Origin of the sequence: Nostoc sp. NMS4, assembly GCF_017115095.1 — a bacterium.
GTDB lineage: Bacteria > Cyanobacteriota > Cyanobacteriia > Cyanobacteriales > Nostocaceae > Nostoc.
In genome coordinates this window covers 1-11790 of sequence record NZ_JABXKI010000226.1, presented here as the reverse complement: position 1 = coordinate 11790, position 11790 = coordinate 1, and the positions used below count along the sequence as shown (strand labels likewise).

Below are 11790 nucleotides of genomic sequence, written 5' to 3'. Positions count from 1 at the left end.
TGCATTTTGTATTTTGAATTAGTGTAACTGCGGTTATCAAAGCTAAACTCTGATTATTTACAAATTTCTATACTAACTTTTTACGGCTGTCAAGCACAACTTTGCGCGTGAATTACTCAAACAATCTCCAGGTATATGCCCCATCGTTAATATCTCTCAGAGAACGTGATTGGACAGCTTTGATAGAACTATTTGATAGAGATGACGGTGATGAAATTGAAGCTGATATCCACAGTAGTTTATTTTGGCTAATACCTGAACCTTGTTGGGAGGACGATCCCTTTGATTTCTTGCGCGAATATCTTTAAAGAGTGCTGAGTGCTGAGTGCTGAGTTAGGAGTTAGGAGTTAGGAGTGCTGAGTTTAAAAGAAGCCTTTAATTACGAATTACGTTAGCGTAGCGGTAGCGAGTCTTCGATAGCGTAGCGGTAGCGAGTATTCGAGCGTCGCGTCATTACGAATTACGAATTATTTTAAGGCGACTTAGAAACATACGTAGGCGATCGCTTTGGGGATTAGTCAGTACTTCGTAGGCTGCGCCTTGTTCTGTGACAATACCTTGGTCTAAAAATATCACTTGATGGGCTACTTCTTTTGCAAACTGCATTTCATGGGTGACAACTACCATTGTCATGCCTTCTGTGGCTAATTGCTGCATTACTTGCAGAACTTCGCCGACGAGTTCGGGATCTAGGGCGCTGGTGGGTTCGTCAAATAGCATGATTTGGGGATTCATACACAAACTACGCGCGATCGCTACTCGTTGCTTTTGTCCACCAGAAAGTTGTTCGGGATAAGCAGAGGCTTTGTCAGATAAGCCAACTTTTTCGAGATATAACTCTGCTAGTTGGGCGCTTTCTTTCGGTGTTTTACCTAAGACTTTACGCGGTGCGAGTGTCATATTTTCTAAGACGCACAGATGGGGAAACAAGTTGAATTGTTGAAAAACCATACCTACTTGTGTTCGTAGTTGCCGCAGTTGGCTATAGTTGACAGTGGGTCGAGATAAGTTGATACCGTTGATGATTAAACGCCCTTTGTCAATGGTTTCTAGGCGGTTGAAGCAGCGTAGTAGGGTACTTTTACCACAGCCGGAGGAACCGATAACTGCAACGACTTCTCCTCGGTTGATTTCGCCGGTGATTCCTTTGAGAACTTTTAGGGAACCAAAGTTTTTTTCGATATTGTCAAAGATAATCGCAGGGATGGTATTGTTCATTTCTTGTGTCAAGCTGCTCTAAAGTTGATTGTAAGGTTTTTGACGAACCGCAGAGGCGCAGAGAGCGCAGAGGGGAAGAGAAAATAATATGGTTAAATTTGGTTTTGGGCGTTGGTGTCTGGCTGTGGGTTTTTGCTGTTTGTTACTGGCTGGCTGTGCTGTGAACCCTAGCGCGGGTAAAACTCTGCGGGTTGCTACCGAACCGGCGTTTCCACCTTTTGAGTTTCAAGGAAAAGGTGGCGAGTTGCAGGGGTTTTCTATTGATTTGATGAATGCGGTCGCTTCTTCTGCTAACTTTAAAGTGAATTTTCAAAGTCTGCCTTTTGATGGCATTATCCCCGCTTTGCAAGCCAAAACGGTAGATGCGGCGATTAGTTCGATCACGATTACAGAGGAAAGGGCGAAGACGATTTCTTTTTCCCGTCCCTATTTTAAGGCTGGATTAGCGATCGCAATTCGCGCAGATAATCAAAATATTACTGGTTTTGACAGTCTCAAAAATAAAAAAATTGCTGTACAACTTGGTACAACTGGGGCTGCAAAGGCTAAGAGTGTTCCTGGGGTGCAAATTCGCAGTTTTGATTCAGCACCTTTAGCTTTGCAAGAATTGCTCAACGGTAATGTGGATGCGGTAATTAATGATGCGCCTGTGACTTTATATGCCATTAATACAGGCAATCTCAAGGGAATTAAAATAGTACAGCAACTGCTGACAGAGGAATTTTACGGCATTGCTACAGCCAAAAAATCGCCGAATTTGGCATTAATAAATAATGGTTTGGATAGAGTGTTGAAAAATGGCACTTATGCCAAAATTTACCAGAAATGGTTTAAAGTTCAACCGCCATCACTACCAGCTAAATCACCATTTGAGAATCAAACTAACGCTGGCGCACCTAAAATATTAACTTCAATTCGGGTGTTTTTACAGGCTTTTCCAAGTCTATTGCAGGGTGCATTGGTAACGTTGCAATTGACGATACTTTCTGTAATGTTTGGTTTAATTGGCGGTTCCTTAATTGGTATTGTTCGCCTTTCTCATATTGCACCTGTGCGTTGGTTGGCGAGGGCGTATGTAGATTTTTTTCGAGGAACGCCTTTGCTGGTGCAAATTTTTATGATTTACTTTGGTTTACCAGCAATTTTACAAGAACTTGGTTTGACATTTTCTTTTGATCGTCTAAGTGCTGGGGTAATTGCCTTAAGTTTGAATAGTGCTGCATACATTGCCGAAGTTGTTCGTGCTGGAATTCAATCAATTGAACCAGGACAAGCAGAAGCAGCAAAATCATTAGGTTTGAGTTCTCTGCAAACTATGAGGTATGTAATTTTTCCCCAAGCTTTCCGGCGGATGATTCCACCTTTGGGTAATGAGTTTATCAGTTTGTTAAAAGATACTAGCTTAGTCTCTGTGATTGGTTTTGAAGAATTAGTACGTAAAGGACAGTTAATTATTGCTGACAACTATCGCGCCTTTGAGATTTACGCAGGTGTATCGGTGGTTTATTTATGTTTGACGTTAATTTCTTCACAGGTGTTTAGTCGCTTAGAAGTGTGGATGAATCCAGTTAAAGGACAAAGGAAATACGATACTTAATAATTTTATGTAAATGGGTTATGCCGCAAATTAACGCACCTGAACAGATGAGATGAAGCGGGTGCGTTACTTGGTTAATTAATTTTGCATATTAAGTTCCACACCTTGAGAAGGTGGATAATATATAGATGGAATGCTCTACAAAGCTAATCAACTATGTTATGTCAGCAAAAGATAAATTTCACGATGTCGTAAAATTAGGCTTACAAAAAGATGGCTGGACTATTACAGATGATCCTTTACGTATAGAGTGGGGTTTGGTTGAATTATATATTGATTTAGGAGCAGAAAAGATTATTGCAGCTGAGAGAGAAGGGCAAAAAATAGCTGTAGAGGTTAAGAGTTTTCTTGGACAATCAACTATTTCTGAATTTCATACCGCACTTGGACAATTTATTAACTATCGCTTTGCACTTTCCCAAGAACAACTAGGACGCATTTTATATTTAGCGGTTCCTTCAGATACCTACGAAGCTTTTTTTAAGCTGCCATTCCCTCAGATGATAATTCAACAAAATAAATTATATTTGCTAATTTATGACATCGAAAATGAGGTGATTGTCAAATGGCTAACTTAGATGAATATAGAAAATACATTAAGCAATTATTAACAGCATATAGTCAGTATGAAAAATCAGATAGTCAAGTGGAAGCACAAACTATCTTTGATACCGAACATGACCACTATCAATTAGTATATGTGGGTTGGCAAAATAAGCGGCGTGTATATGGTTGTGTATTACATTTAGATATTAAGAATGAAAAAATTTGGATTCAGCATAATGGAACGGAAGCTAATATTGGTGATGAATTAGTTGCTTTAGGTGTTCTCAAACAAGATATTGTCTTAGGATTTCACTCGCCTTATAAAAGACAGTTTACAGATTTTGCTGTGGGTTAAAATTTGATTGACTGATAATTTTTTCGTTTTAATCAAGGAAAAATATATGACAATTCTCAACGCTCGTAATTTATCCTTAGAAGAAGTTCAGCGTCTGTTTGGCTTTCAAAGACAGTACAATGACTCATTTTCTAACTACTTATCTCTGGAACCTCTCACTGAAGTAGAACAGCAGGAACTCAAACAAATTCAGCATGACTTTGATAGATACCTAACAATAGGCAAAGTTTCTAAAGGTCTGGTAAAGTTTCTTGCAGTTGCGCCTTTACTAAGATTAGCTGGTTTTTATCGCTATCCGATCGAGATTATTTTGGAGGAAAATATTGCTGATATTGAAGTTGAAGATGAAGATATCAAAATTAAAGGAAGATTTGATATTTTAGCGATTAGTAAGGCTAAACATACAAAACCTCAAGGATATTTTTGGGTATTGTTAATTGAATCTAAAAATAGTCAGATTGATATATCAACAGGTTTACCTCAGCTACTCACATACTCTTATAAAAATTTAGATAATCAAAAATCAGTTTGGGGATTAACGACTAATGGTAGAAGTTATCAGTTTGTCTATATCGAACAAGGAAATCCCCCGATTTATTATCTGTTACCAGAATTAAATTTAATGGAAAGAGAGCGTTCAATTCATTTGCTACAAGTTTTAAAAGCAATTTGTCAGTAAATCCCTGGCGACTAGAAGTCACGGCTACACTAGACTTTACCCACCTCCGTGGGTTAAAAACCTTGATTTTTTCTTAGTCCACGGAGGTGGACTTGGTTTGTGTAGTAGCGAATTCTATTCGCCCAATACTTTTAAAACAATTACGAATTAGCCCGATCGCAATACACTTCACCAAAACTACGATCGCTATAAATCTCAATTACCATATCAACCACTGTCGCATCTTTTACCAACGGCTTGATGAATAATTCCGGGTGCAGCGATCGCCAAAAATAATTGACAAATTGCTCTATCTCTGCATTGCTCATCCCCGATTTACCCGCAGCAATCATCTGTTGTTCCGCTTGTTTGCGCCACTCTAAAGAACAACGGTAATCGCTGGGATAAAGCAAAATTAAGCTGTCTAATCGCTCCCACAATGGTAGATAATCGTGGAGGCGAAGATTAATATCGCGGGCAAATGCTCTATCTTCATCTGTGACAATTGGCGGCGGTGCTGTATCAAATAAATTTGGGTCGATTGGTCGCACACCCACAAACCAACCTTCAAATAGTAGAATATCTACATCCGTTACCATTTCGGAAGTAGTGCGATCGCCAGCACCTCCACAAGCTGATTTATCAAAGCGAGGAAGCATCACCGGGCTTTGCAACTGGCGAATTTGCTCTAGTACATTTAAGCCTAAGTCTATATCGTGGGTTCCTGGTGGCCCTCGCCAAATCAAGCGGGGATCTTGCTGTGTTAAAACCAAGCGATCGCTGTAAGTTTTATATAAGTCATCTAAAGATAAACTCACAGTCCGATATCCCAAATGATCGAGAATCAAAATCAGAACTTTAGACATTGTGGTTTTACCAGTACCTTGTCCTCCCAAAATTCCTTGAATCAGGGGACGTTCCGACTGTTGGCGCTGCGATGCTAGTTTGATCCCCAAAGGCAACCACAAGTCCCACAACACTTGTAACATTTCTTGGGGTTGGATTTGGAGATTAGTTAGGCAGAATTGGCTAAAAGCTGGGAAGACGGATTTTAGTAAATGCGATCGCCTTTCGAGCATTTCATCAACATTTTCCGGCGTAATGTCAAAAGCTTTTGCCCTTAACTCATCTGCCAGCGCTGCTTCTCTTGCTTGCTGCTGCCAAGTTTTCCCCATTCCATTGCTTGCCAAAACACCCAGCCATGAATTCATAAATTCTGCCTCTGCCCCTTTTTACGATCCCAACTTAAAGGCTTCGAGAAACAGGCTGTAGATGAAACCAACTTTGAGGAGATTTAGTGAGTCTACCAAGAGCGATCGCCTATCCAAAAACCTGCGACTATAAAATATCCGGCTGGTAATTTCCGTCAAGAGTACTAAAAAACCAGCTGCCACAATATCTAATTCTGCCCGTTGACCGGCTGTAGTGGAAACTGCGTTTCCCAGAAAAAAACCGAACAAAAAACTAATTATCAGCAACGATAGCCGCCGCCAAGGATTTAAAAACCATTGCCCAAAGCGTGCAGCAATGGCATCGAACAAGTTATTCAGACGAGTATTTTGCATCAAAGGGACTTCTGGGAAAAGTCAAGATATCTTGAAATATATCTATATTAAGTTGACACTCCCCGGTCTAAAGACACGGGGATTCTTGAATCTAAGACATGACTTGCTCAATCAGGATTACTCCAGATTGAGTAGAGGTCTCATCTCCCCAAGCGTTGCTTGCATCAAGTGCAAAGGTTCCGGTATGCCCTACCGTACCCAATCCCCGACTAAGGATGATTCTAGCTGCGTTTTCATCCCTATCCATCACGCAACCACATTTACAAACATGGGTTCGAGTGGATAGTGTTTTCTTAACAATGACACCACAACTAGAGCATTCTTGACTCGTATATTGCGGGTTAACCGCAACCGTGACTCTTAAAAATACTTTTGCAAAGTACTCAATCCAGACACGAAACTGATACCAAGATGCGTCATTAATGGACTTGGCTAAACAATGATTTTTTACCATATTTTTAATCCTCAAATCTTCATAGGCGATCAAGTCGTTAGACTGAACTACGCACCGTGCTAATTTCACAGCTTGGTCTTTACGTTGCCTACTTATTTTGAGGTGGCGTTTCCCTAAAATCTGTCTAGCCTTGCCTCTGTTTTTTGAACCTTTTACCCTTCTGGAAATGCGACGTTGTGAACGCTTGAGAACTTTCTCACCAATACGAAGAAACTTAGGATTTTCAACCATTATCCCATCAGAATCGGTGTAGTATTCTTTCAATCCAACGTCTAACCCTATCGTTTTACCAGTAGGTTCTATATCCTCAGAACGGTCTACGTCAATGCAGAACTGAACATACACACCATCCGCACGTTTTACCAATCTCACCCGTTTAATCTGGTTTATTTGGTAGAAGTGCAAGTCACGAGTACCTTTGAGCTTTAAACGACCAATACCTTTTTTATCACTGAAAGTTATAGATTTACGATTATCTGCAAGCTTCCATCCTGATGTTTTGTACTCAACAGAGCGACAATCTTTCTGGAATTGAGGATATCCTTTTAAGCCTGGAATGCCCTTCTTGCAGTTGTCATAAAACCGAGAGATAGAAGACCATGCCCGTTCTGCGCTGGCTTGTCTAGCCATTGAGTTAAGTTCATTAGCAAAGGGAAAGTTAGCTGCAAGTACAGCACAATATTTCTGCAAATCATTTTTACCTGTGCCTTTTACATCCATCCATAGCCGAATACAGCTATTGCGAACAAACTTTGCAGTCCGAATTGCATCATCTATTGCCGCTAACTGCGCTGACTTTCCATAAGCTTTGAACTCAAATACAAGCATGATTTTACCTCCCTTCTTATACTACCATGTTTGGTATAAGATATTGAGTTAGTTAAAATACTCTATGCAATCTTCAAAGGCATTTAAATTTGCCCGTGTCGCTTTTCATCCCCCATCTAAAGAACGGAAGTCGGTACTGCGTACCTGTTCCTTGGGGGCTTTCAAGCTCCCGCTATTTTCTGGTAAGCTACCCGTAGCGTCTCTCAACAAGAGAAGGACTTGCGTAGATTTAGGAAGGAGGATCTTTAAGCACTTGCGATATCACCAAGTACTTTCCAAACATTCTTTTCAGGTAGCTTTTCATCGCAAAATATAAAATATACCACTTAGATTTATCTGATGTTTAGTAAAGGATACCTGTAGACTCCGCTAGCGATTTCAGGAAACTTTTGTTTTTTTATACAAGTGAATTGCCTGGGCAAGTATCAAATTATCTTGTTTTTATCCATACTTACGGTCAAAATCCGAAGTAATGGATGTCTGTACCCCTGATTTGTCAAACATCAAAGAGATTTTTTCCTGCAAATGTTTTCTAATCAAAATGATATTTATAATACATTCGTATTTCTAATTTTAGGAAAGTCTATATTTGGCTATTTTGTGTGATTGTATTTTGGGATAATAGGCTACTATTTGGTCAAGCCTATACAAAATATTTATTTCTAATAACTATCAATATGAAATCTTCAGTGTATCGTAACGTCGGTATTACAGCTTCTTGCTTGGGACTGCTTGTTGCTCTAGTGGGATGCCTTGGAGTGAGCGTATCCTTGGAGTCCACAAACCCAGATACATCATCACAACAGCCAACAGAAACTCAAGAGTGGCAAACAACTTCGGTTGTACCTGAAAAAGGTATTTCTGCTAGTCTATCGACTCCAGTACCTACCCCAAGCAATCAAGTAGAACATAGCAGTAAAGAGAATACTTATCCTGTTTTGGCAAATCGTGATAAATCAGCAAGCATTGCCAAAGATCAAGGGACTTTGCGAATGAGCAATCAAACAAATCAGCCTGTGCGCCTGGTTATACTGGCACGGCAGTCGGTAGCAAAAGGAGCTAGTAAAAAACAGACTCACTATGATGTACCGGCGCATTGGGATTTTGCTCCCGAAGAAGGTAGTGAGAAGGGACTGGTTCTATCCTTACCTGAGAATAATTTAAAGGTGGAGAAGGGAGATATTTTAGTTGCTTTTGCAGAAGATGGTTCCCGGCGTTACTGGGGCCCTTATGTTGTTGGCGAAACTCAATTACCTAAGTGGAATTCCCAAAACAGAGAATGGCAACTAGTGCTGAGTCAATAAATCATGCCATTGGCTCAAACCTTTATTTTTACATCATTACCCTACAGTTGGTAAAGTGTTAAGTAAGGAAAATTATTGAATTAAAAACTCCGAAGAACAAAAGATAGATAACCAACGACTATTGATTAGTGATTGTTGACTATTGACTAAATGAGAATGAAATTGAGTGTTAAGCACACTGTTGATCGGTGGTTCAACAAAATAGCAAAAAATCCAGCCCTGAGTGTAACTGTGTCGGCTTTGTGGTTGATGGTAGTTGGCTGGGTGGCTTTTGGGTGGAATTTGGGCAACATTGGCTTGATTGATGAGACAGAGCCGCTCTTTGCCGAAGCTTCCCGCCAGATGTTCGTCACAGGTGATTGGATTACCCCATTTTTCAATGGTGACACTCGTTTCGATAAACCTGCTTTAATTTACTGGTGTCAGGCGATCGCATATCATCTAATTGGCGTGAATGAATGGGCAGTACGCCTTCCTTCTGCGATCGCCGCATTCGGCTTAGTTTGTTTAGCTTTTTACACCATGCAGTGGTATCTGGCTAAACAAGACGAACTAGAACAAGTTTCACGTCCGACTCGCCGCTACTTAATATCTTTTATAGCAGCAGCCCTCATGGCACTCAATCCCGAAACTATTATTTGGGCGAGAACGGGTGTTTCTGATATGCTGCTCACCGGATGCATGGCATCAGCTTTGTTATGTTTCTTTCTAGGATACGCAGGGGGAGCAGGGGGAGAAAGAATAACCAATGCTCCATTCCCTAATAAATGGTACTTAGCTTTTTATGTACTGATTGCTGGCGCAATTTTGACTAAAGGGCCAGTGGGAATTGTTTTGCCGGGGCTAATTGTTGCCGCCTTTTTGCTTTACGTGGGGAAAGTGCGAGAGGTGTTGCGGGAAATGCACCTTCTCGTAGGTATGCTGATAATTATTGCTTTGTCAGTTCCTTGGTATGCTTTAGTCATTTGGCGCAATGGCTGGAATTATATTAACTCCTTTTTTGGTTATCACAACCTGGAACGCTTTACAGAAGTGGTTAATGGTCACTCCGCACCTTGGTATTTTTACTTTTTAGTCGTGCTGCTGGGTTTTGCACCATACTCAATATATTTACCAGCATCTATAGTCAGACTAAAGTTTTGGCAGCGATCGCATTGGCGATCGCTTGAGCGTTTTCAGCAATTTGGTTTATTTGCCTGGTTCTGGTTTGCTAGCATCTTTGCCTTTTTCAGCATTGCTGTCACTAAACTTCCTAGTTATGTATTGCCTTTAATGCCAGCAGCAGCAATCCTGGTAGCCCTATTGTGGAGCGACCTTTTTCCAGATACGGAGACACAGCAAACAACTTCTGTTTCTCCCCCATTCCTTTGGAGTGGTTGGGTGAATGTAGTGTTTTTGTCATTTTTGGCAACAGCACTGCTCAACATAACCCACATATTAGGTACTGATCCAGCGATCAGTAACTTCCACGAACTAATTGAACAATCTGGTTTACCAGTAATCGCAGGTATAATTTGGCTAGTTTCTGCTGTTTTGGTTGCGGCTTTATTATTGAGTCGTCGCTGGAACTACATTATCAGTATTAATTTAATCGGGTTTGTGGCGTTTGTAATTTTTGTCTTAACACCTGCTTCCTTCTTTATCGATCGAGAACGTCAATTACCCTTAAGGGAATTATCTGCTGTCATCTTAGAAGCAAAACAACCAAACGAAGAATTGATCATGCTTGGCTTCAAAAAGCCTAGTGTGGTATTTTACAGCCACATTCACGTAAATTATTTAAAATTTCCCAAAGAGGCTGTAGAGCATATTAAAAAACAGGCTGCCAAAGGACTAAAACCCTCATCAGTGCTACTGTTAGCCGAACAGAAAAAGTTTTTACAAATGGACTTACAGCCAGATGATTACAAGAATTTATCGACCAAAGGTGCTTATAACTTGGTTCGAGTTCCTTTTAAGAAAATGAAAAATCAAAAAATAGACATATCTTGAAGAAGAATGCAGAATTCAGAATTCAGAATTCAGAATCAAGACGCTCGATAGCGCAGCGTTAGCGAGTCCGCGAGCGTCTTGAAGACCACCAAATCGTAGATTTGGTGGGGGTCTTAAACCTTGTCAGCATAAATCTCGAACGCCGCCCTGATAAATATATTGCTGTCTAATTTTCCAGGTGACTCTAATGGGACAAATCATTACTCAGGTTGATGCTTTTACCAATACACCTTTTGCCGGTAATCCTGCTGCTGTCTGTGTTTTGCCTACTCCCAAAGATGAGCGCTGGATGCAAAGCGTGGCGCAGGAAATGAATTTATCTGAAACAGCTTTTCTAGTTAGACAGGATGATGGCTTTAATCTGCGTTGGTTTACGCCGACTGTGGAAGTACCGCTTTGTGGTCACGCAACTTTAGCTAGCGCCCATGTACTTTGGTCAGAGGGACATTTATCACCTGATGAAGTTGCACGTTTTTATACCAAAAGTGGAGTGCTGACTGCTAAGTTACAAGGTGACTGGATTGAGTTAGATTTTCCTGTAAATCACTCACAAGCTGCGATCGCTCCTCCAGAACTCAAGCAAGCTTTGGGCATACCCTACAAATCTGTCTTACAGAATTCATTAGGTTATCTAGTGGAATTAGAATCTGAAGAATTGGTGCGACAAATACAGCCGAATTTTCAACTACTCAAAACGTTACCACTTGGCAAAGTTATAGTTACTAGCTTGACTAATCCCGATTCAGATTATGATTTTGTCTCTCGCTTTTTTGCACCAGGGGTAGGTATTAATGAAGATCCGGTGACTGGTTCAGCCCATTGTTGCCTTGCTTCCTTCTGGCGCGCTCGTTTGTACAAAAATGATTTTTTGGCTTATCAAGCATCTAGTCGTGGTGGCGTGGTGAAAGTATATTACGAAGGAGGCGATCGCGTCTTTCTCGCGGGACAAGCGGTAACGGTGCTGCGAGGTGAGTTATGGCAAAGTGTTGGCTGAGTGATTCTATTCTTCATTCAGCAAGAATCCTTCAACAGCTTACTGGATTAATATATAGGACTAGTAGTCTATGTCATTAATTCTGATGGGTTAAGAAAACGAACCGCAAAGGACGCAAAGAGCGCAAAGTTAAGAGGTAAAGAAGATAAATTTAAAACTGATTCACCTCTCAAAACTTTTGGGACAGACTACTAGTAGTGTATGTCATTAATTCTGATGGGTTGGATAAATCTTTAAAAGCTTAACTCTTGCGTCTTCTGTACGAAAACGCCAATTTAC

12 protein-coding genes are annotated in these 11790 nt (G+C 40.6%); 8 read left to right on the top strand and 4 right to left on the bottom strand.

Annotated elements, in window-relative coordinates; translation table 11 throughout:
- Window positions 1–107: 107 nt before the first annotated feature.
- Window positions 108–308 carry a hypothetical protein gene (locus tag HWQ37_RS19830; RefSeq protein ID WP_292749979.1) on the top strand — a complete coding sequence of 67 codons (201 nt, stop codon included), beginning with the start codon at window positions 108–110 and terminating at the stop codon, window positions 306–308.
- A 145-nt stretch (window positions 309–453) separates the two neighbouring features.
- On the opposite strand, the gene HWQ37_RS19825 is transcribed toward HWQ37_RS19830, so the two are convergent.
- Window positions 454–1218, bottom strand: coding sequence for an amino acid ABC transporter ATP-binding protein (locus tag HWQ37_RS19825; protein ID WP_292749977.1), 765 nt, complete (start codon window positions 1216–1218; stop codon window positions 454–456).
- A gap of 88 nt (window positions 1219–1306) precedes the next feature.
- Between HWQ37_RS19825 and HWQ37_RS19820 the strand changes: the two genes are divergently transcribed.
- From HWQ37_RS19820 to HWQ37_RS19805, 4 genes are all read left to right on the top strand, one after another.
- The gene (locus tag HWQ37_RS19820) at window positions 1307–2815 is read left to right on the top strand and encodes an ABC transporter permease subunit (protein ID WP_292749975.1); all 1509 of its coding nucleotides are present in this window, start codon (window positions 1307–1309) and stop codon (window positions 2813–2815) included.
- Between the two features lie 161 nt (window positions 2816–2976).
- Window positions 2977–3393 (top strand): XisH family protein, encoded by a 417-nt coding sequence (locus HWQ37_RS19815; protein WP_292749973.1) that lies wholly within the window; start codon window positions 2977–2979, stop codon window positions 3391–3393.
- Window positions 3381–3716, top strand: coding sequence for a XisI protein (locus HWQ37_RS19810; protein ID WP_292749971.1), 336 nt, complete (start codon window positions 3381–3383; stop codon window positions 3714–3716). The genes HWQ37_RS19815 and HWQ37_RS19810 overlap by 13 nt, the downstream gene beginning before the upstream one ends.
- A gap of 46 nt (window positions 3717–3762) precedes the next feature.
- On the top strand, window positions 3763–4395 hold the full coding sequence (locus tag HWQ37_RS19805) for a restriction endonuclease subunit R (protein WP_292749968.1): 633 nt from the start codon (window positions 3763–3765) through the stop codon (window positions 4393–4395).
- Window positions 4396–4535: 140 nt separating this feature from the next.
- Here the strand turns inward: HWQ37_RS19805 and HWQ37_RS19800 are convergent, their stop codons facing one another.
- From HWQ37_RS19800 to HWQ37_RS19790, 3 genes are all read right to left on the bottom strand, one after another.
- Window positions 4536–5585: a glycerate kinase gene (locus tag HWQ37_RS19800; RefSeq protein WP_292749966.1), complete on the bottom strand. Its 1050-nt coding sequence runs from the start codon at window positions 5583–5585 to the stop codon at window positions 4536–4538.
- A 21-nt stretch (window positions 5586–5606) separates the two neighbouring features.
- Window positions 5607–5939 (bottom strand): DUF565 domain-containing protein, encoded by a 333-nt coding sequence (locus HWQ37_RS19795; RefSeq protein ID WP_292749964.1) that lies wholly within the window; start codon window positions 5937–5939, stop codon window positions 5607–5609.
- 91 nt (window positions 5940–6030) lie between these two features.
- Window positions 6031–7221, bottom strand: a complete 1191-nt coding sequence (locus tag HWQ37_RS19790) for an RNA-guided endonuclease InsQ/TnpB family protein (protein WP_292749962.1) — start codon at window positions 7219–7221, stop codon at window positions 6031–6033.
- A gap of 677 nt (window positions 7222–7898) precedes the next feature.
- Here HWQ37_RS19790 and HWQ37_RS19785 point away from each other — a divergent pair.
- The 3 genes from HWQ37_RS19785 (at window position 7899) to HWQ37_RS19775 (ending at window position 11511) form a co-directional block, all read left to right on the top strand.
- Entirely contained in the window at window positions 7899–8525 is a 627-nt protein-coding gene (locus tag HWQ37_RS19785; protein WP_292749958.1) for a hypothetical protein, read from the top strand.
- A gap of 150 nt (window positions 8526–8675) precedes the next feature.
- Window positions 8676–10517: an ArnT family glycosyltransferase gene (locus HWQ37_RS19780; RefSeq protein ID WP_292749955.1), complete on the top strand. Its 1842-nt coding sequence runs from the start codon at window positions 8676–8678 to the stop codon at window positions 10515–10517.
- Window positions 10518–10704: 187 nt separating this feature from the next.
- Complete coding sequence (locus tag HWQ37_RS19775) at window positions 10705–11511, top strand: PhzF family phenazine biosynthesis protein (protein ID WP_292749953.1); 807 nt, start codon at window positions 10705–10707, stop codon at window positions 11509–11511.
- Window positions 11512–11790: the final 279 nt, after the last annotated feature.

Bases quoted from the DNA above. Each gene is read 5' to 3' on its own strand.
- HWQ37_RS19825 (WP_292749977.1), bottom strand. From the start codon at position 1,218: ATGAACAATACCATCCCTGCGATTATCTTTGACAATATCGAAAAAAAC.
- HWQ37_RS19820 (WP_292749975.1), top strand. From the start codon at position 1,307: ATGGTTAAATTTGGTTTTGGGCGTTGGTGTCTGGCTGTGGGTTTTTGC.
- HWQ37_RS19815 (WP_292749973.1), top strand. From the start codon at position 2,977: ATGTCAGCAAAAGATAAATTTCACGATGTCGTAAAATTAGGCTTACAA.
- HWQ37_RS19810 (WP_292749971.1), top strand. From the start codon at position 3,381: ATGGCTAACTTAGATGAATATAGAAAATACATTAAGCAATTATTAACA.
- HWQ37_RS19805 (WP_292749968.1), top strand. From the start codon at position 3,763: ATGACAATTCTCAACGCTCGTAATTTATCCTTAGAAGAAGTTCAGCGT.
- HWQ37_RS19800 (WP_292749966.1), bottom strand. From the start codon at position 5,585: ATGAATTCATGGCTGGGTGTTTTGGCAAGCAATGGAATGGGGAAAACT.
- HWQ37_RS19795 (WP_292749964.1), bottom strand. From the start codon at position 5,939: ATGCAAAATACTCGTCTGAATAACTTGTTCGATGCCATTGCTGCACGC.
- HWQ37_RS19790 (WP_292749962.1), bottom strand. From the start codon at position 7,221: ATGCTTGTATTTGAGTTCAAAGCTTATGGAAAGTCAGCGCAGTTAGCG.
- HWQ37_RS19785 (WP_292749958.1), top strand. From the start codon at position 7,899: ATGAAATCTTCAGTGTATCGTAACGTCGGTATTACAGCTTCTTGCTTG.
- HWQ37_RS19780 (WP_292749955.1), top strand. From the start codon at position 8,676: ATGAGAATGAAATTGAGTGTTAAGCACACTGTTGATCGGTGGTTCAAC.
- HWQ37_RS19775 (WP_292749953.1), top strand. From the start codon at position 10,705: ATGGGACAAATCATTACTCAGGTTGATGCTTTTACCAATACACCTTTT.